29 protein-coding genes are annotated in these 23082 nt (G+C 57.4%); 7 read left to right on the top strand and 22 right to left on the bottom strand.

Features of this window, described 5'->3' with window-relative positions; genetic code table 11:
- Window position 1 precedes the first annotated feature (1 nt).
- The 20 genes from GKG34_RS10965 to GKG34_RS10870 form a co-directional block, all read right to left on the bottom strand.
- Window positions 2-1282: a hypothetical protein gene (locus tag GKG34_RS10965; protein ID WP_154256214.1), complete on the bottom strand. Its 1281-nt coding sequence runs from the start codon at window positions 1280-1282 to the stop codon at window positions 2-4.
- Window positions 1254-2663 (bottom strand): phage portal protein, encoded by a 1410-nt coding sequence (locus GKG34_RS10960; protein WP_154256213.1) that lies wholly within the window; start codon window positions 2661-2663, stop codon window positions 1254-1256. Before GKG34_RS10960 ends, GKG34_RS10965 begins: the two co-directional genes overlap by 29 nt.
- Before the next feature lie 10 nt (window positions 2664-2673).
- Entirely contained in the window at window positions 2674-4074 is a 1401-nt protein-coding gene (locus GKG34_RS10955) for a terminase large subunit (protein WP_173015250.1), read from the bottom strand.
- A complete protein-coding gene (locus GKG34_RS10950) occupies window positions 4019-4291 on the bottom strand; it encodes a hypothetical protein (RefSeq protein WP_005941836.1) in 273 nt (90 codons plus the stop codon). Before GKG34_RS10950 ends, GKG34_RS10955 begins: the two co-directional genes overlap by 56 nt.
- 97 nt (window positions 4292-4388) lie before the next feature.
- Window positions 4389-4736 carry an HNH endonuclease signature motif containing protein gene (locus GKG34_RS10945; protein ID WP_005941833.1) on the bottom strand — a complete coding sequence of 116 codons (348 nt, stop codon included), beginning with the start codon at window positions 4734-4736 and terminating at the stop codon, window positions 4389-4391.
- A 539-nt stretch (window positions 4737-5275) separates the two neighbouring features.
- Window positions 5276-5695 carry a hypothetical protein gene (locus GKG34_RS10940; RefSeq protein ID WP_154256211.1) on the bottom strand — a complete coding sequence of 140 codons (420 nt, stop codon included), beginning with the start codon at window positions 5693-5695 and terminating at the stop codon, window positions 5276-5278.
- A 129-nt stretch (window positions 5696-5824) separates the two neighbouring features.
- Entirely contained in the window at window positions 5825-8224 is a 2400-nt protein-coding gene (locus GKG34_RS10935; RefSeq protein ID WP_154256210.1) for a phage/plasmid primase, P4 family, read from the bottom strand.
- 12 nt (window positions 8225-8236) lie between these two features.
- Entirely contained in the window at window positions 8237-8740 is a 504-nt protein-coding gene (locus GKG34_RS10930) for a hypothetical protein (RefSeq protein WP_005941821.1), read from the bottom strand.
- A gap of 5 nt (window positions 8741-8745) precedes the next feature.
- The gene (locus tag GKG34_RS10925; RefSeq protein ID WP_005941818.1) at window positions 8746-10137 is read right to left on the bottom strand and encodes a DEAD/DEAH box helicase; all 1392 of its coding nucleotides are present in this window, start codon (window positions 10135-10137) and stop codon (window positions 8746-8748) included.
- On the bottom strand, window positions 10134-10586 hold the full coding sequence (locus tag GKG34_RS10920) for a hypothetical protein (protein WP_005941815.1): 453 nt from the start codon (window positions 10584-10586) through the stop codon (window positions 10134-10136). Before GKG34_RS10920 ends, GKG34_RS10925 begins: the two co-directional genes overlap by 4 nt.
- On the bottom strand, window positions 10573-11472 hold the full coding sequence (locus tag GKG34_RS10915; protein ID WP_005941813.1) for an AAA family ATPase: 900 nt from the start codon (window positions 11470-11472) through the stop codon (window positions 10573-10575). The genes GKG34_RS10920 and GKG34_RS10915 overlap by 14 nt, the downstream gene beginning before the upstream one ends.
- 12 nt (window positions 11473-11484) lie before the next feature.
- Window positions 11485-12054, bottom strand: a complete 570-nt coding sequence (locus tag GKG34_RS10910) for a hypothetical protein (RefSeq protein ID WP_005941811.1) — start codon at window positions 12052-12054, stop codon at window positions 11485-11487.
- A complete protein-coding gene (locus GKG34_RS10905) occupies window positions 12051-13487 on the bottom strand; it encodes a hypothetical protein (RefSeq protein ID WP_005941808.1) in 1437 nt (478 codons plus the stop codon). Before GKG34_RS10905 ends, GKG34_RS10910 begins: the two co-directional genes overlap by 4 nt.
- Window positions 13484-13780 (bottom strand): hypothetical protein, encoded by a 297-nt coding sequence (locus GKG34_RS10900; RefSeq protein ID WP_154256209.1) that lies wholly within the window; start codon window positions 13778-13780, stop codon window positions 13484-13486. The genes GKG34_RS10905 and GKG34_RS10900 overlap by 4 nt, the downstream gene beginning before the upstream one ends.
- Window positions 13777-14178: a hypothetical protein gene (locus GKG34_RS10895; RefSeq protein WP_005941802.1), complete on the bottom strand. Its 402-nt coding sequence runs from the start codon at window positions 14176-14178 to the stop codon at window positions 13777-13779. The genes GKG34_RS10900 and GKG34_RS10895 overlap by 4 nt, the downstream gene beginning before the upstream one ends.
- Window positions 14179-14228: 50 nt before the next feature.
- Complete coding sequence (locus GKG34_RS10890; protein WP_005941798.1) at window positions 14229-14558, bottom strand: hypothetical protein; 330 nt, start codon at window positions 14556-14558, stop codon at window positions 14229-14231.
- A 2-nt stretch (window positions 14559-14560) separates the two neighbouring features.
- Complete coding sequence (locus tag GKG34_RS10885; RefSeq protein ID WP_154256208.1) at window positions 14561-14824, bottom strand: hypothetical protein; 264 nt, start codon at window positions 14822-14824, stop codon at window positions 14561-14563.
- Window positions 14814-15038, bottom strand: a complete 225-nt coding sequence (locus GKG34_RS10880) for a hypothetical protein (RefSeq protein WP_005941792.1) — start codon at window positions 15036-15038, stop codon at window positions 14814-14816. Before GKG34_RS10880 ends, GKG34_RS10885 begins: the two co-directional genes overlap by 11 nt.
- Window positions 15035-15466: a hypothetical protein gene (locus GKG34_RS10875; protein WP_005941790.1), complete on the bottom strand. Its 432-nt coding sequence runs from the start codon at window positions 15464-15466 to the stop codon at window positions 15035-15037. The genes GKG34_RS10880 and GKG34_RS10875 overlap by 4 nt, the downstream gene beginning before the upstream one ends.
- Window positions 15467-15469: 3 nt before the next feature.
- The gene (locus GKG34_RS10870) at window positions 15470-16150 is read right to left on the bottom strand and encodes a Rha family transcriptional regulator (RefSeq protein WP_005941787.1); all 681 of its coding nucleotides are present in this window, start codon (window positions 16148-16150) and stop codon (window positions 15470-15472) included.
- A gap of 165 nt (window positions 16151-16315) precedes the next feature.
- Between GKG34_RS10870 and GKG34_RS10865 the strand changes: the two genes are divergently transcribed.
- A complete protein-coding gene (locus tag GKG34_RS10865) occupies window positions 16316-17149 on the top strand; it encodes a DUF4393 domain-containing protein (RefSeq protein ID WP_005941784.1) in 834 nt (277 codons plus the stop codon).
- A gap of 95 nt (window positions 17150-17244) precedes the next feature.
- Here the strand turns inward: GKG34_RS10865 and GKG34_RS10860 are convergent, their stop codons facing one another.
- Window positions 17245-17436: a hypothetical protein gene (locus GKG34_RS10860; protein WP_154256207.1), complete on the bottom strand. Its 192-nt coding sequence runs from the start codon at window positions 17434-17436 to the stop codon at window positions 17245-17247.
- 149 nt (window positions 17437-17585) lie between these two features.
- Between GKG34_RS10860 and GKG34_RS10855 the strand changes: the two genes are divergently transcribed.
- On the top strand, window positions 17586-18254 hold the full coding sequence (locus GKG34_RS10855) for a DUF4145 domain-containing protein (RefSeq protein ID WP_242821935.1): 669 nt from the start codon (window positions 17586-17588) through the stop codon (window positions 18252-18254).
- Here GKG34_RS10855 and GKG34_RS10850 read toward each other — a convergent pair.
- Window positions 18214-18411 carry a hypothetical protein gene (locus tag GKG34_RS10850; RefSeq protein WP_044953665.1) on the bottom strand — a complete coding sequence of 66 codons (198 nt, stop codon included), beginning with the start codon at window positions 18409-18411 and terminating at the stop codon, window positions 18214-18216. The genes GKG34_RS10855 and GKG34_RS10850 overlap by 41 nt on opposite strands.
- A gap of 181 nt (window positions 18412-18592) precedes the next feature.
- Here GKG34_RS10850 and GKG34_RS10845 point away from each other — a divergent pair, with 181 nt between their 5' ends.
- The 5 genes from GKG34_RS10845 (at window position 18593) to GKG34_RS10825 (ending at window position 22699) form a co-directional block, all read left to right on the top strand.
- A complete protein-coding gene (locus tag GKG34_RS10845) occupies window positions 18593-18970 on the top strand; it encodes a helix-turn-helix transcriptional regulator (RefSeq protein ID WP_044953664.1) in 378 nt (125 codons plus the stop codon).
- 272 nt (window positions 18971-19242) lie between these two features.
- Entirely contained in the window at window positions 19243-20256 is a 1014-nt protein-coding gene (locus tag GKG34_RS10840) for a hypothetical protein (RefSeq protein WP_154256206.1), read from the top strand.
- Between the two features lie 153 nt (window positions 20257-20409).
- Window positions 20410-21426: a tyrosine-type recombinase/integrase gene (locus GKG34_RS10835; protein WP_044953663.1), complete on the top strand. Its 1017-nt coding sequence runs from the start codon at window positions 20410-20412 to the stop codon at window positions 21424-21426.
- Window positions 21427-21581: 155 nt separating this feature from the next.
- Window positions 21582-22070, top strand: a complete 489-nt coding sequence (locus GKG34_RS10830) for a CYTH domain-containing protein (protein WP_044953662.1) — start codon at window positions 21582-21584, stop codon at window positions 22068-22070.
- Window positions 22067-22699 (top strand): rhomboid family intramembrane serine protease, encoded by a 633-nt coding sequence (locus GKG34_RS10825; RefSeq protein WP_005941761.1) that lies wholly within the window; start codon window positions 22067-22069, stop codon window positions 22697-22699. Before GKG34_RS10830 ends, GKG34_RS10825 begins: the two co-directional genes overlap by 4 nt.
- The last annotated feature ends 383 nt before the right edge of the window (window positions 22700-23082 follow it).

Raw genomic sequence — 23082 nt, 5'->3', positions numbered from 1 at the left:
GTTACGTTCGCCTCCTTAACGACATAAATTCCGCCTCGACTTCATCAAAGCGGTCGCCTAAATACATATCAGCAGCATATTTGCTGATTTCTCCTACATTATCGCGCGTAATGCCAAGTTTGTCAATGCGTTCCTTGCACTTTTTGCACAGAACATCGAGATACTCCCCGCGATTTTCGCGGGTGATCGTCCAGCCGGATTGCCGGAAATCATCTGCCTGCTTCATGTGCCACATTTCATGAGCTTCAACGGCACCAGCACCGCCGGATGCTTCCTGCACTGCCTTCTTGCCGATGCTTTCAGCGTAGTAAACGATATTCTCACAGGGGTCATAGACGCCCACTGCACCGCGCAATTCATCATCACTGACGATCACGATTTTAGGCTTGCGGTCAATACTCACACCCCATTCGGTCAATGCGTGTTCTGTGTTCTGGTTGACCTCATGCAGCGCCTTGGGCTTGATAGACGCTTTATCTGAAACAAAAACCGGCGTTTTGTAAGATTCGACCTGCTTCACAGAGATTTCAACAGCTTCCGTTCTGCGGGTCAGTGTGATCTTACTTGCTGCACCCAGATCCTTGCGGTATGCCTGCGCTGCATACGCCGCCCTCTTTTGTGCATTGATGCGCTCCCGGTTGGCGGCGTAATCAATGCGGCGCATTTTGTTGATGTCGCCGCCCGCCTCACGATACTGCCGGTAATACTTGTCCGGATCGTACCCCGCCACAGTGGTGCCGGAACGGAACCGCACCGCAAACTCACAGTCGCAGTTGGCGTGGATATGCTCCGCGTGCCCGCCCTTCAGCAGTTTCTGGCTGGCCTTCTGCCAGCCGTTGGACGCCAGCGTGATACAGAAGGGGCAGGTGTCACCATGGGGCACCCATGCCCATTCGGCACCGTCACGGATGGCGTTTTTCAGGGTGGTGTCTGCACCGGCACGCTTGACAAGGCGGCTGACGCCGTTTGGCAGGTTGGCGGGGTTCTGGTCCTTGGTAGCGCTCACCATGCGGGCCACCTCGCTGTAACTGGCGGTCTCAGCAGGCTCTGCGGCGGGCACATACACGCCCTGCGCCTCGGCCAGTGCTTCATACATCTGGCAGGCCAGCTCTGCGCTGCCTTCACTGTACTTGGTCACCAGCCCGTAGGCGTAGGCCACAAGGCCGTCCGTGTCGGCGGTGCCGTGGGCGTCTATGTAGTCCCGCATGAGCTGCCCGGCTTTCTGGTTCAGCCGGGACAGCCGGGTGATGTACTCATTCCACGTTTTCGCTGAGATCTGCATTTTCCATCTCCATCAGCAGCTTCTGACCGCGCGCCCGTTGCTCCTGTGCCTTGATGCGCCGGATATCCGCCTGATCGAAGCCGATCATTTCCAGAAAAGTATCCGTTCCGGCAAACTCCTTCCGGGCAGATGCGATTTTGATGGCAGCATCCGCCGTAACGGCCACGCTGGGCATGGCAGGATTTTTGAAGTGCGCCATGATGCCGGTCTCCTCTTCGGTCAGGTCGGAAAGCGCACAGCCCCGTGCCACGGCCTGCGCCATGCAGGCAATGGTGCGCAGGGCATCGCCGTTGCCGGTGTTCAGCTGCTGGGCCAGCAGCACCAGCGTCTGGCTCTGGGCAAGGATGGCATCACTGCTGGTGGGGTTGGCATCATTCACCACGCCCACGTCGGTGACGGTCAGGCCAGTGGCCGCTGCAAACTGGGTAGCGGTCATCCGCATCTTTTCCACATGGGGCGTCAGACTGCCCTGCGCCAGCTGGCCGAACTCTGGGTTTTCGCCGGTCTCGGGGTTGGAGGTGGCCGCGATCAGAGCGCCCATGTAGGTTTTGAATTTGTTGGAAACAATGGCGTCATACTGCTCATCGGTCACACCGAGAACGTATTTCTGAGGGGTGGTGTCGAACTCCAGCGCAATGGCCGCGTTGGCGGCGGTGCGCACATAATCGTCGATCAGTGCCCGGATGGGGCGCTTCAGGCGGCTGCGGCCAAAGGGCTTGGAGTTGGTGGCGTTCCAGATCATGGGCTCCATCAGTGGACGGCCCATCTTGTGGGGTTTGCGCTCCGCCGCCCAGAAACTGCCGTTGCTGCGCAGCACGATAATGTCGGTATCGGTGTAGAAATACACCAGCGTGGGACGCCAGACGCCTTCAAAATGCTCATCCTCCACGGTGTCGATGATGGCAAGGCCGCAGTCGATGCGGCCCTTCTCACCGCTCCAGAGGGCTGACGCCATGGCGGGGGAGTGAAATCGCACTCTGCAGCTGATGGATGCATCTGCGGACAGGGTGGCGAATACGCAGCCGTATTTCAGCTCATCCCGGCAAGCCTTGGCATACTGCGCCACAAAGCGGTTGTCTGCCACTAGCTTTGCAAGGCTGTCCAGACTGCCGCCGGTACTCACAAAGCCATCAAACATGGAGCGTGCTGCCAGCACATCCACGGCTTTCTGGCCCCAGCTGCAGCCTACTTCCAGATTGTGCAGCCCCTGCGGCAGAGCAATGCCGAGATTCACATCGTTCAGGGTGATATGCCCCTCATAATACTTATCTTTGGTGGCATTGCGCCCCTGATGGTAGTTGTAAGCGGCGGCAAGGTCAGAAAGCTGCTGCTGTTCTTCCTTTGTCAGGCCTGGCACACGGCCAAAATTCAAAATCTGCATGGCTCTCCTTTCAGCCGATCTTCATTTTGCGGGTGGGGTCGCGGCGGCTGGTCTTGGCACCCCAGAGCGCCAGCGCACAGGCTTCCACCGGCAGGCTGTTGTCTCCGCCAAAGCCGAAGCCGCCCGCGATGGGCCGCTTGACGGCGGTGATGGCGCTTTCATTCAGCACGGTCTGGGGCTTATACCATGTCAGAGTTCCCTCGCTGATGCCGTTGGTGAAGCCGCTGACCGCAGCAATCACGTCCCTTGCGGCGGGCCGGATCACTGAGTTCTTTGCCCTCCACACATCCTTGATGCGTTCCACCAGCACATCCACGCCGTTGCGGCCATCAATGACCACGCAGCTGGCTTTGCCGTACCGGTCGTTCAGCCAGTCGGCCAGCCATGTCAGGCCCTGACCGGACGGGCGCATTTCCAGCAGCGAGACCCGCGCGGGGCTCTCCTTCGGGATCACCGCGCCGCACAGGCACACGGTGCTGCCGTCGGCAGAAAACTTGACACCGTAGGCGGTCTTGCCTTCGGGCTTTTCGTCCTCGCTGGCGCAGGCTTCCCATGCCTTGCGGTCAATGGCGTAATCCAGATGCTCCGTGATCTCCGGACTCCACCAGCCCAGCCGCTCCCGGGCGAAGGTGTCCGGGTCCAGCTGTTCGGCTTCCCCCTCGATGGTGGAGAACTGGATGCGCCGACCAAGGGCCGGGTTTGCTGCGGCCCAGCGTTCCGGATCCTTCACGTCGCCGATCTCCGGCACCGAGAACTCGAACCATGCGGCCTTTTTCGCTTCGCCGTCCAGCGCACGCTTGCGCAGAGCGCGGAACACAGTGCCCACGGCGTCGGGGCCGGGCGGCGTGCCCACGTAGATGGTCTGCGGGTTCAGGCTGGCGGAAATGGCGGGCAGGAAAGAACCCTGCGCGGTCTCGTCCAGCTCCTGTGCCTCGTCAAAGATCAGCAGGTCGCCGTGCTGGCCGCGTCCGCCGTTGCGGGTGCGGGCCAGAAACTTGATGCGGGCACCGCTTTTCAGGATAATCTGCTCCCGGCCCAGCGCCGTTTTGATCTCGGCCACGTGGCGGCGCAGCTTTGGGCTTTCAAAAAAGGCCCGCATTTCCTCAAAGGTCTCTGTGGCGGTTTTCTGCAGATGTGCGGTGTAAATGACCGTCTCATTGAACAGCAGCATCCCAGCCTCGGAACGTCCCTGCACCAGCAGGCTTTTGCCGTTCTGGCGGGGGACACTGCCGCCTGCCGTAGGCGCTGCCCATTTGCCGGAGACGGTGCGGCTCATCCAGTCGTCCAAAATGTCGCTCTGCCACGGATCCAGCACCGTGCCGCCTGCCCGCAGGATGCGCACGGCGTCCGCCCCGTCAGTCGCCGGATACTCCGGTGCGATACGTGCGGACGGCTCCTGACTTCCCATCATGATCTCGCTGCGCGAGGATCGCGCCGATCTCGTCCGTGTCATTGTCTGCTCCTTCGATTTCTTCAATTTCCCGGATGGTCTCCCGGTACTGCTTGGTCAGCTGGGGCAGGGCACGGCAGTCCTCGCAGGCATCAATGCCCGAAGCCAGCACCTTGGCCAGCTGCTTGAGCTGCTCCAGCCGGGTGCCCCTGGCCGTGATACTTTTCATGGTCGCCATGGGCCAGAAACACCCCCTTCAAATTATCCCTGTGTGTAAATCGGCGCTGACGGCACTGGGGGTCGCCGAGGGCGAGGGAGGGGTACCCTCCCCACCCTCACCAGCTGCCGTCTGAAACGTGCGGAATCCGCACGATTTTAGCCTGTTTTGGGCCGTTTTCGGCGGTTTTGTTGCCTTTCTGTGCATTGCAGAACCAATGTGCAGCCTGTAGATTCGACCAATCTTCCGCAGCGGCCCGCGCGGACGGGTAGCCGAACTGTCTCCACTTGGACACAGGCTTGATCTCGTCCACCACAAAGGACAAAGGATGCTGTGCATCAGAAGGCTCATCGTAATGGATTGGCCCGAAACGCCCATGACAGATGCCGCACTCGCAGCCCATTGCACGCAGCCGCGCACGGTGCTTGCGCCGCAGCTGGCCGTTGGCATAGCGCGGATTGCCCATGCTGCACACCTCCTTCTGATGGGGAAAAGCCCGCACACATCAGTGCAGACCGGATGCTCCCTGCGCCTTTCCGGCACACCCCGGGGCTTTTTTCAGGGGCGGGGTATCTGCAGGATGGGCAGGGTATAAAAAGACCCCGGGGGTGCTTTGCAGGCCCGGGGTATCAAAAAAGCCGCCCGGAAAACCGAACGGCAGGATTTCGCGGTCAGTGCGCAGCTGCCCACAACAGCAGCTTACTGGGCAGGATGGTAAGGCACCCGCTTGGCTGTATGCTGCCACGCACTGAAGATGATGCTACAATGACCTGTATCTATTCTATAGCAGCCCGCCGGGGTGCAGACCCTGACGGTGCCACAGGATAGCAAAATAAGAATTGCCCGGCTGGTACATTCAGGCTGTTGGTCGGGAAAGGTGATCCTCTGTGTCAGCCGGGCAGCACAAAGCCCGCAGGGATGAAGGGAGTAAGTCTTTCCTGCGGGCTTCGGCATTTTAAATTTTAGCAGGGGTTGACAGTATTATCAAGTCCGGTTCGCTCCGGTTCAGTCCGGACTTTTGATCTCTAGTCTTTTGATGGCCGCGCTGTGGCGCTGGAACATCTGACTGCGGGAAATGCGGATGTTGATCGCGATGTCCGGCCAGTCCTCCAGCAGGATGTACCGCCGGAACAGGATCATAAAATCCACCTCATCGTCCAGCTGGCGGAACACCTCCATGATCTCGGTCCGGATGGTGTCGCACACGGCAGACTGCGCCTCAGCGGCCCGGCGGGCCTCGTCGATGCGTTCCACACTGCGGGGCAGAGCCTGTCCGTCGCCGCTGCCGCCCGGCACAGGGGAAAAGCGCTGGGTGGTGTGGGTGGCGTCGGTCTGCAGCGTGGCCAGCTCGTCAAGTTTGAGCAGCTCAAACCGCTTGGCCGTCCGGAACCGCCAGAGCCATGCCTTTTTCTCTTCGTAAGTCAAATTGGTTGCTCCTTTCTATGGAGGGTATGGAGGATAGGAAGCTATTTTTGAAAACTCCCTAGATGTAACAAAAAATATACAGTAAAAAGTCTGGGAAACGCCCTTCCTGCTTCCATACCCTCCATACGCTCAGTTTTTCAGGCGGGTCTGCTCATAGAGAGGACGGCTTCTGGCTGGTGCAACAGATGGATCGGTGCCGCGGCCAAGCGCCATACAGCGCATTCCTTCGTCCGAGAGGGCCATGTCTACATATTCGTTGTAGTACATGCCCTTGCGGATCTCGTAGTGCTTCTTCACCTCCATGCCGAACTGCTTGTTGGCCATGCGCCATTTTTCGTTGTTCTCGCTGCACCAGTTCAGGTAGGTGCGGAACAGCACGCTGGCCTGCACGGTGCTGCCCTCGGCGGGCTCGGTGCAGTCGGCCAGAAAGGCCGCGATGCGGTCCTGATCCTGCTTGTAGGCGCTCACGGCGCTGTCCACGGCGGCACAGGCGGGCAGGCCGTGCCGCCTGCCGCCCTGACTGTTGGCCAGCCATTTCTGCAGGCCGTCCAGCGCCCAGTTGAGGATGCCGGGCAGCTCAGCTTCCAGCTTCTGGGGCAGCAAGATGTCCTGCTTTTCTTCCGGGATGCTCTGGGTGAAGGGCACCAGCCGGATGCGCCGCCAGATGCCTACATCGGTGCCGTGGATCTTGGGCAGGTGGTTGGTGGCTTCCACCAGTTTGAACTCCGGCCGGAACTCAAATTCCTTGCCATACTGGAAGCGGGCGGTGATGGTGTTGCCGCCGGTCATCTGCTTCACAAGGCCTTCGTCCAGCGTTGCGCCCTGATCGCCCTCTTCCAGCGTGACGAAGCGGGCACCTTTCAGGCGGGCCACATCGCTGCGTGCCGCGCCGGAGGAGCGGCTGCGGGTACTGGCGATGGTATCGGCCTGGGCGTTCATGCAGTAGTCGCCCAGCATTTTTGCCAGCGTTTCGAGGAAGGTACTTTTGCCGTTGGCGCCGTCGCCGTACAGGAAAAACATGCACTGCTCCCGGGTGGAGCCGCACAGGCAGTAGCCCACCATCACCTGCAGGTACTCCGCCAGCTGGGCGTCCCCGCCGGTGACGGACTGGATGAAGGCCTCCCACACGGGGGCTTGGGCGGCCGGGTCGTAATCCACCTGCGCCATGCGGGTGATGTAGCGGGCCCGGTCGTGGGGCACAAGCTCCCGGCGGGCAAGGTTCAGGATGCCGTTGCGCAGGTTCAGCAGGCCCTTGTTCCGGTCAAACTGCTCCGGCAGCATGGGGATGCCGGGCAGGTGCTGGGCTTCTTTCAGGAAGGCTTCCTTGCTGCGGCTGGAACGGCTCTTCTGCACATGGCGGCGCAGCGCCCCGGCGGTATTGATATCCCGGATGCCGAAGCAGGCCTTGTCCATCTGGTCCAGCATCTCATCTGCAAGGCCCTTGATGGTGGCAAGGTCGTCCCGCTTCCAGCGGGCGCCGTCCCACACCATCCAGCATTTGTCGGTGGGGTTGTACCGCACCCGGTCGGCGTACCGGTCGCGGAAGCGGCGGGCGTTGCCGGTGTCGTCCAGCGAGTAGGTCTTGACGCCGGGGGCGGGTGCGGCGGCGGGCGACTGCGTACCGTACTTGACGTTCAGGGCGCGGAGGGCTTCGTCCTGATCGGCGAAGGGCGTTTTGTCCGGCTCCGGCGAGGGAGTGTACACCTCCTGACAGTCACTGACGGCCCGTTCCAGCGTCCAGCGGCCATAGGTCTTGGCACCGCGCCGTTCATCCCACTTGGGGCGCATGAGACCGGAAGTGCGGAACACATGATCCATGCGCTCCACATCGGCACCAAACCAGAAGGCCAGCAGGTTGCAGAAGCTGAGGTCGGCTTCGCTGTGGCTGTTGTAGTAGGCCTGCCAGTCTCCGGCATACAGGGCAGCAAAGCGCTCACCGTCCCGGGCAGCGCAGGCGGTGCGCAGCAGCTCTTCGTCGGAGCGGTCCACCTTCTGCCACACGCCGGCAGGCGCAGGCACCCAGGGCGCTTCCGGCTTTGCCAGATACTTTGCGTGCACGGCGGCGCACTGGGCGGTGCGTTCTTCGATGGCAAGATCGTTCAGCGCTTTGCCGGTGACGGTGAAGTACCGCCCGCCATCGTACATTTCCAGCCCGATGCTGCTTTTGCGGCCGGCACCGGCCGGCTTTTGGCCGGTGAACAGCAGGTGCACACCGGTGCCGCTGGGGCTTTCCTCGGCGTAGGTCTGCATCCCGTCGATGATCTCCCGGGCCATGTCTGAGAGGACACCGGTGTCCGGGTCCCGGCAATGGTCGATGTCGATGCCGCACAGCCCATCGCCCAAAAGCACCCCGACGCCGCGCAGACCAAAGCGGGAGACTGCGGCCTGTGCCGCTTCCAGCGTGCCCCATGTGGCGGGGTCGTTGGGCTTTGCATTCTGCCCGGTGGCGGGGTTGATGGGCGTTTTGGCGGCATTGAAGCAGACCCAGCGGCGGCTCTCTTTCAGAGCCTGCGGGAATTGTTCGAGCATGCGCACCTCCTGTTAGTTAAAAGGAAAATCATCCGGCTCGTCCACCGGGATGAGATCATCCTGTGCAGCGGGCTGTGCCGGGGGCTTGAGGTAGTCGGCCACATTGCCCATGCCCAGATACCGGTCCACATAGGTCATGGTGTACTGCGGGTTCTTGCGGTCGGGGCGCACATCGATGACGCACATGTGCCCCGGGAACAGGGGCAGGGCTTTTTCCAGCTCGCTCAGTTTGGTGAGGGGCAGCTGGATCATCTGCAGAAAGCCCTTGAAGAAGGGCAGACCGTTCTTGCTCAGACCGTAGCTGGTAAAGGCATAGCGGCCTTTGTACGGCCCCTCGGTCACGATGAAGGACACGCTCAGGGCAATGCCGCCGCCGGTACGGGCAACGATCTTGGCCTCTTTCAGGATGGCGTTGTAGCGGCCTGCGGGCACGCCGCTGCCGCCGGTCTGGGCGCTGGCGGATTCAAATTCGCCGTCCAGAGCGGCGAGGGCAGATGCATAGTTCAGTTCAGACATGGTAATTACTCCTTTTCTGTGATGTTCATTTTCCTGTACAGCGTCCGGCGCTGCTTGTGCTGCACCAGAAGCTGCGGGGTCTTTTCGTCCACAAGGTCGATCACAAGGGCCTCGGTCTTGCCGGGTGCGGGGCGCTGGATGCGGCCGATGCTCTGCTGCACGATGACCTTGTTGCGGGTGGGTGTTGCCAGCACAAGGCGGTCCAGACAGGGAATGTCCAGTCCTTCCTTTGCCAGCTGATAGGTGGCGAACAGGATACGGGCCTGCCCGGCTTTCATGCGGGCGAGGGCAGCTGTGCGCTCGGCTTTTTTGGTTGCGCCGCAGACAAACTCGGCAGCAAGGCCCAGACTGAGCGCGTAGGCGTGCAACCGTTCCAGAATGGCGAGGGACGCTGCCAGCACCAGCCAGCTGCTGCCCTCGGTGACGGCACGGTCGATGACGCCTTCCACCGTCTGCATCCGGTCGGCATCGGTGGCCATGCAGCGCATCAGGCGCACATAGTCGATGGGGCTTTCATTGGCGCGGGGCGTATAGACGAAGCGGGTGGGCACCGTTTCGACCCGGGGCGTGATGGTGATCTGTTCCAGCTGCTGCGGTTCGATGACCGCCACGCGGGGGCCCAGCACCTGAAAGATGGTCTCGCTCAGGCCATCGCTGCGGGTGTCGCTGGCGGTCAGGCCAAAGCGCCAGCGGGCGGGCAGGCATTTGAGCACCGCCGCAAACATGCTGGCCTGCTCCGGGTTGTTGACCACATGGTGGCATTCGTCCACGATCACCACGCCCACGGTGCGGGCAAGCTCGTCCAGCTCCATGCGGTACAGGCTCTGCACGGTGGCGATGGTCAGCTTGGTGCCGCAGCGCTTGTGTGCGCCGGAGATGATGGAAACCTCCCGCTCATCCAGCCCCAGACGCAGCTGCGCCCGCTCCTTGGCCTGCTGCGCCAGATCCAGCGTGTGGGTGATCCAGAGCGCGGGTCTGCCCAGATGAGCGATGACCGCCATGCCGATCTCGGTCTTTCCCGCGCCACAGGGGGCGATCAGCACCCCCTGATGCCACTGGCAGGAGAGAGCCGCATTCACGGCTTTCTGCTGATATCCCCGCAAGGTGAAGCGGGAAGTGTCAAAGGTCAGCGGCTCGCCTTTGAGGGTCTTGTCCCGGGCGGTGGTTCCGGCCGGCTTTTCCCGCCAGACCTCCTCTGCCATACCCCGCGGCAGGGTGAGGGCGTTGCCGCGGATCTCGTACAGCATCACGGTCTCCGGGATGTTGTAGGTGGGTCTGCCCAGCCGCAGGGCGTTCGTGTACTTGGGGTTCGGCACGGTCAGCTCCCGGATAAGCTTGTGCAGCAGCGGCGTCGGCACGTCCTGCAGGTGCAGTTCGCCGTCCAGTGTGTAGATCACGGGTGCACCACCTCCAAAACGTTCAGGATGTCGGTGGGCAGGTTTTCCAGCTTCACGCTGCCGCGCTCGCCACTCTCGATGCGGTCGCGGATGTAATACCACGGGAAGTAGCAGTCCACGGCAGGGCTGTCCCGGCGCACCGCCACCACCGCAATGCCGCCGGCATCCTCCTTGCGGGAGAGATTCTCCACCTCATTGGGGCGGAAGGCCGAGAAGGGCAGACTGCCTTTGGCGATGTGCTTGCACTCGATGCCCCAGCTGCGGCCGTCAATGGTGGCCTCGATGTCGTAGGGCTGCCCGGAATAGTCAGCAGGCCAGCCCCTGCACCAGACCTTGGGGATGCCGCAGAGGATGTCCAGCAGGTCATTCTGCCAGACCTTGCCCCGGGCGTTGCGGGCCTGCTGCAACCGGTCCTTTTTCTGGCGGGTGCGGGTATCACTGGGGCGCATGGGCGGCCTCCTTTTCCTTTTCAGCGGCACGGCGGGCTTTTTCGAGCTTGACGGCGCAGGCCGCGCACAGGCACTTGCCGTAGGTCTTGCGGGTGTAATCGGCCAGCTGGTCAATGGTCATTTTGCTGGTGGCCGATACCAGCCGCCCGCACTCCTGGCAGCGGGTCGGCTCCTTGCCGTCGTTGGCCCACTCGGCCAGCTGTTTGCCCAGATCCGAGGTGATGACCGCCCCGAAGCCGTCCAGAAAGGTCACATCCTTGCTGGTGGTGGCAATATGGTCCCGTCCGATGGTGAACATGATATCAAATTCATACTCCACATCGTCCCGCTGCACCGGAGCAAGGCCCACTTTTACCGGCACCTGCTTGCCGCGGTCGTTCTCGGTGAGGACATAATCCTGCTTGACCCGCAGGGTGCAGATGGTGTGGCAGTTGACCGACAGCAGATAGTTGATGAAATCGTTCTGGATACGTCCGGCCTCGTCCCACGCGGTGTAACTGTTCTTGCCGGGTTTCGCAGCGATGTCGGCCTTGATCTCCAGCACGCCGCCCGCGTTGCTCCATGCATGGGAAAGGCTGTCCACGATGACCACGCCGTCCGGGCCGACCTGCTTCACGGCGGCGTCCACGCATTCCTTGTAATGCTCCGGAGAGTAGGGCGCTTTCAGCTCGATGTACCAGAACTCGCCGACGCCCAGATCTGTGCGGTTGGCGTACAGCTCGCCGCGCCGGTGCTCAGTATCGATGAGACAGACCTTTGAGAAATCGCCGCCGGTCAGGCCGGAGGCCAGCAGCAGGGCACCCAGCGTTTTGCCGCCGCCGGACACACCGGCCAGCGCAATGCGCAGCTTGGATTTTTCGCGGGTCGCACGGGTAACTTCAACCATAAAAATACCTCCTTAGTGTTTCTGCGGGGTGAAATGTTTCACGGCGTCCAGAACGTCCTGCGGGACATTTCCCGCGTTGTCACAGAGCCAGAACAGGCCGTGGGTGTCTTCGTCTTTCCAGCAGGCGATGCCGGCCTCCGTATCCAGAAAGCCGAGGTTCGCACCGGCCTGTACCACGGCAAAAGCGTCCAGAGGGAACGCTGCGGCCCGGTCGTCTGCGCCGTACTGGATCAGGGCATCTGTGGCGGTGCACAGCGGCAGGCAGGCCATGCCGGTCTCATAATTGCCGGTGGTGTAGCGGCTGATATCGATGGTGCGGTCGTCCTCGGGGATGTCCTGCGGGTCGCAGCCCTTGACCACCCACTTGGATTCGCCGATTTTGGGCATGTCCGCCAGCCATGTGACGATCTGGCCTGCGATCTCGCCGGGGCAGTTTTCCTTCGGGATCAGCAGCGCCCAGCCCGCGCCGGTGATGAAAAAGGAATCCCACAGCCCGCGGTACTCGGTGCGCTGGATCTTCACGCCGCCGCCCCGCCAGCTCTGCTTCATCAGTTTGAGCAATGCTTTTGTGTCAAATCTCATTCAAACAACGCCTCCCGTTCTGCGTCCTCCACACTGCCCTCCGCAGTGGGGTTGATGGTGGTATCTTCTTCCAGTGATTCACGAATTTCATCGCACACCTGATAGATCGGCGCGGCCATGCGGGCCAGCGGGGTGCCGGTGGTGCTGGCAAGGCCAAACCAGCCCAGATACATGCTGCGCATGGAATCGGCGATGATCTTTGCCTGCTGGGCACAGGACTGCTCCGGCGCAAGGAAACCGTCTGCATCCTGCTGCAGCTTCTGGTATCTGGCTTCGGCTTCACGAGCCCGGCGCTGAGCGTCCTCGATCTGTCTGCGGGCCTGTGTCTTTGCTTCGGCGGCAAGGGCATCCGCCTGCCGCCGGACTTCTTCCGGGTCAGTCACGCCCACGATGGGCTGCTTTTTGAGGGCATCCTCGGCGTTCTTGGCCCGGGCTTCGGCCTTGCTCTGCATCTTCCACGCTTCCTCTTCCCGGGCTTCGGCGGCGTCCAACCGACTTCTGAGCTGATCGTTCTGTTCTGTCAGACCTTTAATGTCGGCATTTGCGGCTTCCAGCTGAGCATTTGCGGTATTCATTGCGTCCCGCGACTCCTGCTCTTGAATGCAGGCGCTCTTCAATCTGGCCTGCGTTTCGTTCAGTTTGTACTCTTTGGCCTTGAGCTGGGCTAAAAGCTCCTGCACCCGCTGGCTGTCTCCGGCGGCTGCGGTGAGCTGTTCGGCGCAGCCGGAGCGGGCGATCAGGTTCAGGTCCTTGCGAGAAAGTTCAGGGATTGAAGTTAATTGTTCAACAGTTGAACCTTTAAAACCTTCACCTGTTTGCAGCATATTCCAGACGCTGGATTTGCTCATGCCCTTGCTCTCATACCACTTTGTCCATGTACCGCCGCCATAGCGGCCAGCCTTGGCCGTCAGGGCGTGCATTTTGGCAACGTAGATGCAGGAAATGAGGTATTCATCCTGCGCGGTGCCGTAGTGCAGATCGAACTGCTGATCGGTCTCCACGGCCTGTTCGGACAGGTCGCCCAGAGCGGAAAAGTCAAAACCGGGCGCCGAAGGCATCGGCGCAGAAGAACCGCCCGCCGATGCGGCAGGGACCGATTCGCAGTTCTGCAGGGATGTCGCGGGGGTCGACGTCTGACATTCTGATTCCTCCTTCATCGGTTCGATGGGCGCGTTCTTGCAGGGTTTGGCATTTTCCAACGCGTCCAGCATTGCGCAGTCGATTTCGTACTCATCCAACGGGGCGAACTCCGCGCCATTGGTCAGAAACGCCTGTGGGGTCAGATGCTTGTCTGCTGCCTTGGCCCGCTCGAATTTCTGCGTCATGAGGTGGCTTTCCTTCCAGAAACTGCCGTCCCAGCGCCAGAAACGGCCGCGGTAACAGGCATAAACCGTCTCGTTGGAAAGTTTGAAACTGATGGTGTAGTCCGTCATACCCGCACCTCCGTGTCCTTGAGGCGGTCCAGCAGCTCAGCCTGCAGGGCCTTGTTCAGGGGCTGCAGGCGGCCGCCGCGCCAGCCGTAGCACAGAAGAGTGCCGCAAAGAACCTCGCCGCGCCAGATGCGGTTCGGCTCCCGGCCTGCGGCACTGTGCATCAGGATGGCAGGCGTGCGGGAGAAATATTTCTGGTCAGCGTGCCCGCCCAACCATGCTTCAATGCCCTGCAGCGTATCCGGCAGGGTGGTGACCACGGGACCTTTGCCCGGTTCGATTAGAATGCCTTTCATGTGTTATCCTCCTTCGTGTACCCATGCTTGAGGCAGAGCTTTTCCAGCTCGTTGTAGTAGATGCCCTGCGAGATTTCGACGCTGGAGAGGTACTCCCGCTGGAATGCATCGGACAGGGCGGAAAGAACTTCCAGCGCCGCCAAAGCCCTGCCAAGGGCGGACGCGATGCTGTCCAGAACGCCGGTGTTGCAGTCCCGGCGGAAGACCCTGTCGGAACAGTAATAGCGGTCGGGCCGGAGCTTGCCGTCGGCAAAGCCCTGCTCCAGTGTGGAAGTACCGGTGGAGATGTCGGCTGCTGCTTTGTTCAGGGCAGCAAGCTGCTCGTAGATCAGCGCGGACTGCCATTCGGGCACGTTTTTGATGTGCTCCAGCAGTGCGTTTTTATTTTTTGCATTCATTTTCTTGTAAAAACCTCCGATTTTATGGTATGATCGGGGTGATGGGGCTTTCAAATTCCATCACCCTTTGGGCTCGTCGGTGTTGGCGCACCGGCGGGCTTTTTGTTTGCCTGCATTTTCAGCAGCATGTACTTGCCGTAGCTCAGACCGGCTTCTTCCGCAGCGCGGACCTCGGCGTGCAGGGCAAAGCTGCTGCGCTCAGCGGCAAGCCCCTGACGCTGGGCCTGCAGTTCTTCATTGCGCCGACGATCCCATTCAAGGCTCAGGGCGTTGGCGTGCTTTTTGCCGCATTCGGGGCAGCGCTGAGCGGAGCGTCCGACATTGTTAAGCACCTTGCCGCAGTCCACGCAGATGCGGGTGTAGGTCTTGAAGTCGCTCATGTTCAGCCAACCTTCCTTCCGCTCTTCACGGTGTTGCGGGGCTGCTGGTGCACCTTCTTGCTCCGCTTTTTCTCCTGATCGGCGGCGTAGAAGCCCAGTCGGGCAAAGAACACCGCCAGCAGGATCAGCACCATGGCTGTGATGAACGCGCCGTCCGAGACGGTGCTGCCGGTCTGGAAGCTGCCCTCCAGCCCCATGCCGTACAGCAGGCCAACGGCCCCGCTGGCCACGGCCAGCCAGTACCAAACGCCAGATTTAATCTTCATCGGTGTCCTCCTTTTCAGGTTCCGTATAAGCAAGGGCATCAATTGTCTTGTAGGTAAGCGTTGCGACACCTGCCAGGCGCATGTCGTTCCTAGTGGGGAAATAGGCGTTCAGAATCTGAGCGGTTGCAGAGGCCAGACAGTCAAGCACTTCCGTGACGTTGCCTTCGGCTCGGATGGTGGATGCTTCGCTGTCGATGTAAAGTTTTGCGTTCATGCGGATTCTCCTTCCTGAATTTCAACGCCTTCGATCTGAGAAAACCGATCGGCATTGATGATGTAGCGCCAGCGGTTTGCAGATGTCTTGACTCCGTACCCCCACGGGAATACGCCCTGCTGCAAGCCCTTGCCGACCGTTTCCTTGTCAACGCCAAGCAGGGCGGCAGCCTGTTTAAGGCTCAGCTGCCGGATGCCGCCGTGTCGTTTGGGGACAGGATCGGTGTGCTGGGGCGCATCCGGCGCAGTGAAGTATTCGACATCCAGCCCAAGGGCCGCAGCCATACTGCGCTGTACGGCATCGGGCGGCACTTGTGCACCAGCCAGATATTGACAGATGGACGCTCTGGATCTGCCGGTCATCCCGGAAACCTGTATCTGATTCAGATGCAGGTCTTTCATGGCTTTCTTCAACCTGTCTTTGAACATGTGTCATTTCTCCTTTTTCTCGGTCGGCAGCCCATCCAGCAGGCTGTCCATGAGGGCAGCGTAGAACGGGTAGCCTTTGGCAACGATGGTCAGGCTGTCGATGGCGTTGGTAAGGAAGCTCTGGGAGCCGCGTACCACGTTCTCCATGGTGCGCACCGTGTCGCAATGCTGGCCGTAAATAGCCTTGAACTCGCCGCACAGGGCCTTGACCTGCATATACTTGGCCTTGCTGTCCTCGCGGTTCTTGCGGCACTCGTCCAGAAAAGCGGTGTTCTCGTCCAGTTTCTTCCGGGCTTCGATCACCCGGTCGATGGCGTTCTGGATGTTGGCATCCTGCACGGCCCGCTGCTCTTTGTGCTGTGCGGCCAGCTGCTTCTCCATTGCATTGAACGCGGCAATGTACTTCAGCTTCCACTGCACGGCTTCCTTGCCGGTAAAGCCCATGGCCAGCAGGGAAAAGCCGTCCCGGTTCATCAGGTACATGGGGTACTTCTGGTGGTTCTGCGGGTGGGTGTACTCGGATTTGAAGAACAGCGGGGTCTGCTCAATTTTGAGCACCCCCTCCGACATGAGGTTTTCAATGTCGCGCATGACATTGCGGTGCTCCTTGCCGAAGCGCTTGGCAACGTCCCGGCTGGATGCCACCGGTTCGCCGTTCTGGGTGGATAAGATGATGTCGTTCATGGTGAAGATGTACCTCCTTATTTTCGATGTGTTTTGATATAACGTTCGATTCTTTCGCACACACGGCAGACTGCTGTATAAAATTTGACTTTCTGCTCAGTGACGAGTATTTTAATAATCAGAATAAGTTTGTCCATAGAACCTCCCAAAGAAAGGAATGATAAGATGAGTGATGAGAAGAATAGCGGCAACACCTTTAACATCAATGCCGTACCAAGTTGCATTGACGAACCTGTAAAGGCTGTTCTGAACCCCGGTGCTAATCAGATTGGAACTCTTTTTGGAGATCTTCTTGCAATGGCAACAAGCAAAATCCATTTTTCAGCAGAAAAGATGAGGTTGCAACAAGCACATGATTTAGAAGAGTTTAAAAAATCACTGAGTGACAAGTTGAATGCAAAACCAGCAGAATGCTTGGTTGAACCTCGTATGCAGGTGGTTGGCCCCGCTGTCGAAAATGCAAAATTTTGCATGGACGAGCCACAAATCCGAAAGATGTTTCAAAATCTGCTTGCAAATTCTGCCGATATAAGATATCAAAGTCAGGTGCATCCTTCCTTTTCGGCTATGATTGCGCAGATGTCTCCTTTGGACGCTGAAAATTTGGAACTGTTCAAAGGCGGTCGAACTCTTCCGATTGCAAGGTATAAATACACTCTGGAGAACGACGGCGAAAGAGCTGCGTTTACAAATTGCTTTTTAAAGAACCCTAAGATGATTCATGCCACAGACATCGACCTTCAAGCCACATCTTTAAGTTCATTGGAACGACAAGGGTTGATAGAAATTCGCTATGACTGTTGGCTGTTGGATGAGAAATTGTATGACGTATTTATCAAAAATGAACTGAGAGATATATTGGAAAGCGAGTTGCTCCAAATGAAAGCCTGCGAAGCAAAGATCAATGACAGAAAAGTGCGATCACTGGACTTTGATAAGGGAATTGTCCGGTTGACACCGCTTGGAAAAACTTTTGTTAGTGTTTGCTTCGATATCTGATCTTTGGTTGAGCACTTAGCTAAGAATTTCAGCCCAGCGTTCCGTCTCCAGCGGTTCGCTGGGCTTTTTGTTGTTGTTCATGTGGTTCTCTCCTTTCATGCCACGGGGCGGTTGTCCAGCTTCTTCAGGCTGGCCACCAGATTGATGGATGCCGCAGCGGTCTCCATCTGCTCGAATGCGTCCTCGTCCATGTCCTTGCACATGGTATGAATGCGGATTACGCGCTCCACGTCCTGCTGCGTCAGGCCATACATGGCGGGATTCAAGGGATTGTTTTTGTGTGCCATAGTCAGCACTCCTTTCTGTGGGTGGCTCCCACGACCATCCCGGCGGCGTCACCGGAATGGTTTCGGCCCGTGCCGCCGGGCCATCATCGGGTGGGTTGTGGCGTGCTCCCTTCTGCGGTATACTGAGACGGAAGGGAGATGTTTATAAGTTGTCTGAAAAATACAAATGTCCGTATTGTGGAGTTGCGTTCTATGAAGCGTCCGACAATACGAAAGAACGTAGGATAAGCTATAATTTCGATCAAAAGGATTTCGATGGGCCATATGGATACAATTCGATACTTTCTGATATTGTAGCGGTTTACCATTACTGTCCATCCTGTCATGAATATTCCGTACAGCTTGCCAGCAGCAAGGGACTTTTTTCGTTCAACTATCCACCGTATACCGGGATAACATTGCCAGACTATATTCCGGAAGCAATCAGAAAAGATTATGTGGAAGCCTGCTCAATTCTGGATGCAAGTCCAAAAGCATCTGCCACATTATCGCGTCGCTGCCTGCAGGGAATGATTCGGGATTTCTGGGGCGTGACGTCCGGAAACCTTGCCGGAGAGATCGATCTGATCAAAGATAAAATTCCTGCCGACCAATATCGGGTACTCAACGGCGTAAGGCGCTTGGGAAACATTGGAGCACACATGGAAAAGGATGTGAATCTGATCGTTGATATCGACCCCGGAGAAGCCCAAAAGCTTGTCAAACTTCTGGAACTGCTTCTGAAAGACTGGTACATTGCCCGACACGAGCGTGAAGAACTGTACCGGGAAATCCTCGTTATTGACGAGAAGAAGCAGGATGAACGTCATCCTGGCTGAACGGGTCATTCTTTGCCAGCAGATCACCGTCCAGAGTCCAGTACTGGTGAACTTCATAGACCGGATTCGCATCCGTGCCATCTCCCGCCAGAGTGACAGTCTCAATGACTTGAATCACTCTGGCGGATTTTGCTTCCTGAGAGATTTTGAATTTCATCTTCTTCACCTCTTTTCGTTGACTTGGTTGGCATTGATTTACTAACTTTGTGAGAACAATATAGCACACTCTGTTAGATTTTTCAAGCCTGGATTTTGGAGAAAGTCAAAAATAAATGTTGACACAGTTAGATTTACGGAATATAATACGAATTGAAGAGAACAGAAAGGAGGTGAACAAAATGAACGCAAGAATCGAAGCCGTCCGAAAACACGAAGGCTTGACGCAGGAACAGTTTGCGGACAGAATCAATCTCTCCCGTAATTATTTATGGATGCTTGAAAATGGCTCCAGAACCCCCAGCGACCGCACGATCAGCGACATCTGCAGGGAGTTCGGCGTCCGGGAAGCGTGGCTGCGTACCGGCGAGGGTGAAATGTTTGTGCAGGACACCCAGTCCGAACAGGTAGCGGCCTTCCTTGCTGACCTGACCAAGGATGACAGCGACACCTTTAAAAAGCGTTTTGTCGAAATGCTGGCAGGCCTGAGCCCGGCGGACTGGGAGCTGCTGGAACGTATGGCCGAAAAATTGACGCAAAAAAAAGAGGAAAGCCCGTAAAGGCTTCCCTCGCGTGGTGGCTGGCGGCTCATCCGATCAGGTGGCTTGCGTACACCCACACAAGCCGCAACTGGCGGAAATCGGCTTTTTCCAGCAGTTTCAGAATAGCGGTAATGTAATCTTGTCGTGTCATGTTGCTGCCCTCCAAAGCAGTTTTATTTTCGAGAACATTATACAACCATTAGGAGTTGCACGCAACAATTTTTGACAACTGAAAAGGTTTGAAAAATCCACAGAAAAATTGGATTTTTTCAACAGAAAAGGAGAAAATCATGAAAAAGTCAGCAAAAAGGCTTTTAGGCGTTGTTTTTACACTGGCGCTGATGACGATTTTCGCATGCGGTGCCTTTGCGGCAAAGCCTGCGGTCGAGCTCACCGACGTCTATTTTACGGTCGACGCTTTTGACGGCGTCAGCCCCACGGTCTGCTTCCGGAATAATTCAAACAAAACCATTAAATACGTTACGTTCACGCTGGTTCCGCTTAATGCGGTCGGTGATAGAACTTCCTGCACGATCAGCGGCCGTTCGGCAGTAACGGCCCAGGTAGTAGGGCCGATCGCTCCGACAAGATTTGACCGAACGGTCGCAAACACTGTGACTTCTCCTGCATCCATGGGAGATTTTGGACCGTTCCAGGCACAGCAGCAGCTTGCCACGAATTATTACTTTGGCGCTGAAGAGCGCAACGGGCATAGAATTTTTTTGGACAAGGACGGTAATGCCTATTATGTTGATTCCTACACGCCGTCCTCAGTTCTGTCTGTGATCGACCATTCCAAGACGCTGGGTCAGCTGGATTCCACTACTTATCTGACAGATGACGAACTCCAGAATGCAATTTACGATGCAGCAGTGGAATGGGATTGCCTTTGGTACAACAGCACGATCGACGAGATTGCCGTGACTAAGGCGGATATCATCTATATGGACGGCAGCAAAGAGAGCGTCAATCAGAAAGCCCTGTATTCGGGTCACTTCAGAAGCGACCCGACGAATCAGCCTTACTATGTGCTGACCAGCAAATACGCCCCTGTTTACGATTATCAGTATTACAAAGAGCACAACGCCGATCTGGCTGCCCTGTTTGGAGATAACCAGTGGAAGTATCTGGAGCATTTCGTAAACAGCGGCATGAAGGAGGGCCGTCAGGGCAGCAGTACATTTAGCCTTGCCGCCTACAAAGCAAATAATCCTGATCTGGTTGCCGCTTTTGGCGAAGATAACCAGAAATACTATGAGCACTACATTTCCAGCGGCAAAGCAGAAGGTCGGAAGGCATCCTGATAATATCTAAACAAAACAAAAACGCCCCGCCGGGCGCAACCGGCAGGACGTAAAGTAAGCGGCTCGCCCTTACGGGGTCATCGCACACCTAGCAATGCGATTATACCCCAAAAGGGCAGGCTTGTCAAAGTGTACCCTTTTGGAGGTGGAAACATGGGAAGAAGAAAACCGAATCATTATGGCTGCGTAACCAAGCTGAAGGGAAAACGATCACGGCCGTGGGTGGTAAAAGTTACCGTGTACGATGCCGAAGGGCATGGGAAGCAGGTACCGATCGACTACGCAGAGACCGAGGAGCAGGCGAACATCATCCTTGCTCAGTACAACGACAACCCATGGAGCATCGACCGGAACAAGGTCACATTGGTGGACCTGTACCAGCGCTGGGCGAAGATCAAGCTGCCAAAGATGGGGCAGGCCAGTCGGGGCGCGATGAAGTCGGCCTTCAAGCACTGCCAGAAATACTACGGTATGAAATACCGCAGCATCCGGGCCTACCAGATGCAGGACTGCATTGACAACTGCGGAAGGGGATACAGCACACAAGCTCAGATCAAGGTTCTGTGGGGGCATCTGGATGAGTTTGCCTTTGAATGTGACATCATCAGCAAGATGTATTCTCAGCTGACCACAGCACCGCCCGTTCCAGAAACCAGCCGGATGCCCTTTACGCCGGAACAGATTGCTGCCCTGTGGGAAATACAGGATGAACCGTGGGTCGATACCGTGCTGGTGTTCCTTTACACAGGATTCCGCTTGATGGAACTGCTGAACATGCAGACGGAACAGGTTGACCTTCAGCAGAAGACGTTTCAGGGCGGCATCAAAACAGCGGCTGGCAAGGGTCGTATTGTGCCGATCCATCCGAAGATCCTGCCTTTTGTGCAGGCGTGGGCTCAACATGGCCATAAATACCTGCTAACTGCAGATGGTAAGAAACTGAGTAAACAGAAGTATTATGAATGCTGGGCTGAGGTCATGGACAGAATCGGTGCAGACAAGACCCCGCACGAAGCGCGGCATACCTTTGAAACGTCACTGGACAACGCTAAGGCTAACCGTAAATGCATTGATCTTCTGATGGGGCACAAGTCGAAAGATGTAGGTAATCGTGTGTACAATCATAAAACATTGGAACAGCTGCGGGAGACGATTTTGCTGTTGGAATGATAAATTTTAGGATGAATCAGTAACAAATTAGAAACAAAACACAAGAAAACAATCGAAAAATCGAAAGTTTTTCTTGTGGGTGATTTTGCAATAGCACAAAATCATGTTATTATAAATAAGAAATGCCAAAAAACCGCATGAAAGAGGGATGCATTATGGAAATTGAACGCAAATGGATGGTGAAGGGCTGGCCGGAGGGGCTGCCCCTCAGGGAGGAATTTGCCATGCGGCAGGGCTATATCAGCGTGCGGCCCACTGTGCGCATCCGGGAAGAAGCCCTCACCGGCGGCAGAACGGACTACATCCTCTGCTTCAAATCCGGGGGCGGCCTTGCCCGTGAGGAGATCGAGCGCAGCATCGACAAAGAACTGTTTGATGATCTGGAATACAAGATTATCGCTAAACCTCTCATCCCGAAGCTGCGCCGCAGTTACACCCTGCCGGACGGTTCTGTGCTGGAAGTGAACCATGTGGACGAAGGCCAGCCCACCGAGTTCTGGTATGCCGAGGTGGAGTACCCCACGGTGGAAGCAGCCCTTGCATGGCAGCCGGAAAGCTGCGGCCTTGGCGATTACCTCAAGGATGAAGTGACGAACCAGCCCGGCCAGAGCATGGGCGAATACTGGGTGGAGACAAGAGGATGAAAAAAGTAAAACTCAAACTGGAACTGCAGTACAACTCCCCGGTGATCCTCACATTTTTCCTGCTGTCACTTCTGGTGCTGTTCCTCGACCAGTGGACGGATGGGTGGACGACGATGCATCTGTTCTGTGTCTACCGCTCCTCGCTGAAGGACCCGCTGTTCTACATCCGGCTGTTCGGCCATGTGCTGGGCCATGCCAGCTGGGACCACTTTCTGAATAACATGCTGCTGCTGCTCGTTGTTGGCCCGCCAATGGAGGAAAAGTACGGCAGCAAGCCGCTTTTGTGCGGCATGGTGTTCACCGCTCTGGTCACCGGCGTGCTGCAATGCGTGCTGTTCCCGCGTTCAGGGCTGCTGGGCGCGTCCGGCATCGTGTTCATGCTTATCATGCTTTCGTCGCTGGCGGGCTTCTCCGGCGGCATCCCGGTCACCATGCTGCTGGTTGCAGCGCTGTACTTTGGTCAGCAGGTGTACGATATCATTTTTGTGCACGACAATGTAGCAAACTTCATGCACATTGTGGGCGGCTTATGCGGCACTGCCTTTGGCTACTACAGTGCGCTGCACAGCCGCCGCAGGCCGGCAAAAGCGGTGAAGTTTTCCAGCACGAACAGCCGCCGGAAGCGCTGAACCCACTGTGGACATAGGCTGATTTTGAAAAATTTGCAAACAGGTATTGACAAACGAAAAATCCGTGGTTTAATATAGCCAAATTCAATACACTAAACCGTTGAAGCGGAGATAACGGCGAACCATGCCTGTACAGAGAGCCTGCGCAGCTGAGAAGCAGACCGGAAACAGTTCGTCAAGGAAAGTGTGACTTTGCGTTATATTTTCCCGAAATGGACCGCTGAGGGTGCAGGGAACTGCGGAGAACTTTCGCCGCACAGTATTCTGCAACGTAGGGCATACGTCAGTTGCCGGGGATGTGTTGGCATCCCGCCAAGTGCATGGGGTCATGCCCATGAAGTCAGGGTGGCACCGCGGATAAAAGGCCATATTTTATTCGTCCT

The sequence above is a fragment of the Faecalibacterium sp. BIOML-A4 genome (assembly GCF_009679665.1).
Lineage (GTDB): Bacteria > Bacillota > Clostridia > Oscillospirales > Ruminococcaceae > Faecalibacterium > Faecalibacterium taiwanense.
Note: the sequence above shows the minus strand (reverse complement) of the source record. Positions and strands in the feature narration are given on the sequence as shown.

Bases quoted from the DNA above. Each gene is read 5' to 3' on its own strand.
- GKG34_RS10965 (WP_154256214.1), bottom strand. From the start codon at position 1,282: ATGCAGATCTCAGCGAAAACGTGGAATGAGTACATCACCCGGCTGTCC.
- GKG34_RS10960 (WP_154256213.1), bottom strand. From the start codon at position 2,663: ATGCAGATTTTGAATTTTGGCCGTGTGCCAGGCCTGACAAAGGAAGAA.
- GKG34_RS10955 (WP_173015250.1), bottom strand. From the start codon at position 4,074: ATGATGGGAAGTCAGGAGCCGTCCGCACGTATCGCACCGGAGTATCCG.
- GKG34_RS10950 (WP_005941836.1), bottom strand. From the start codon at position 4,291: ATGGCGACCATGAAAAGTATCACGGCCAGGGGCACCCGGCTGGAGCAG.
- GKG34_RS10945 (WP_005941833.1), bottom strand. From the start codon at position 4,736: ATGGGCAATCCGCGCTATGCCAACGGCCAGCTGCGGCGCAAGCACCGT.
- GKG34_RS10935 (WP_154256210.1), bottom strand. From the start codon at position 8,224: ATGCTCGAACAATTCCCGCAGGCTCTGAAAGAGAGCCGCCGCTGGGTC.
- GKG34_RS10930 (WP_005941821.1), bottom strand. From the start codon at position 8,740: ATGTCTGAACTGAACTATGCATCTGCCCTCGCCGCTCTGGACGGCGAA.
- GKG34_RS10920 (WP_005941815.1), bottom strand. From the start codon at position 10,586: ATGCGCCCCAGTGATACCCGCACCCGCCAGAAAAAGGACCGGTTGCAG.
- GKG34_RS10915 (WP_005941813.1), bottom strand. From the start codon at position 11,472: ATGGTTGAAGTTACCCGTGCGACCCGCGAAAAATCCAAGCTGCGCATT.
- GKG34_RS10910 (WP_005941811.1), bottom strand. From the start codon at position 12,054: ATGAGATTTGACACAAAAGCATTGCTCAAACTGATGAAGCAGAGCTGG.
- GKG34_RS10905 (WP_005941808.1), bottom strand. From the start codon at position 13,487: ATGACGGACTACACCATCAGTTTCAAACTTTCCAACGAGACGGTTTAT.
- GKG34_RS10900 (WP_154256209.1), bottom strand. From the start codon at position 13,780: ATGAAAGGCATTCTAATCGAACCGGGCAAAGGTCCCGTGGTCACCACC.
- GKG34_RS10895 (WP_005941802.1), bottom strand. From the start codon at position 14,178: ATGAATGCAAAAAATAAAAACGCACTGCTGGAGCACATCAAAAACGTG.
- GKG34_RS10890 (WP_005941798.1), bottom strand. From the start codon at position 14,558: ATGAGCGACTTCAAGACCTACACCCGCATCTGCGTGGACTGCGGCAAG.
- GKG34_RS10885 (WP_154256208.1), bottom strand. From the start codon at position 14,824: ATGAAGATTAAATCTGGCGTTTGGTACTGGCTGGCCGTGGCCAGCGGG.
- GKG34_RS10880 (WP_005941792.1), bottom strand. From the start codon at position 15,038: ATGAACGCAAAACTTTACATCGACAGCGAAGCATCCACCATCCGAGCC.
- GKG34_RS10875 (WP_005941790.1), bottom strand. From the start codon at position 15,466: ATGTTCAAAGACAGGTTGAAGAAAGCCATGAAAGACCTGCATCTGAAT.
- GKG34_RS10870 (WP_005941787.1), bottom strand. From the start codon at position 16,150: ATGAACGACATCATCTTATCCACCCAGAACGGCGAACCGGTGGCATCC.
- GKG34_RS10865 (WP_005941784.1), top strand. From the start codon at position 16,316: ATGAGTGATGAGAAGAATAGCGGCAACACCTTTAACATCAATGCCGTA.
- GKG34_RS10860 (WP_154256207.1), bottom strand. From the start codon at position 17,436: ATGGCACACAAAAACAATCCCTTGAATCCCGCCATGTATGGCCTGACG.
- GKG34_RS10850 (WP_044953665.1), bottom strand. From the start codon at position 18,411: ATGAAATTCAAAATCTCTCAGGAAGCAAAATCCGCCAGAGTGATTCAA.
- GKG34_RS10845 (WP_044953664.1), top strand. From the start codon at position 18,593: ATGAACGCAAGAATCGAAGCCGTCCGAAAACACGAAGGCTTGACGCAG.
- GKG34_RS10840 (WP_154256206.1), top strand. From the start codon at position 19,243: ATGAAAAAGTCAGCAAAAAGGCTTTTAGGCGTTGTTTTTACACTGGCG.
- GKG34_RS10835 (WP_044953663.1), top strand. From the start codon at position 20,410: ATGGGAAGAAGAAAACCGAATCATTATGGCTGCGTAACCAAGCTGAAG.
- GKG34_RS10830 (WP_044953662.1), top strand. From the start codon at position 21,582: ATGGAAATTGAACGCAAATGGATGGTGAAGGGCTGGCCGGAGGGGCTG.
- GKG34_RS10825 (WP_005941761.1), top strand. From the start codon at position 22,067: ATGAAAAAAGTAAAACTCAAACTGGAACTGCAGTACAACTCCCCGGTG.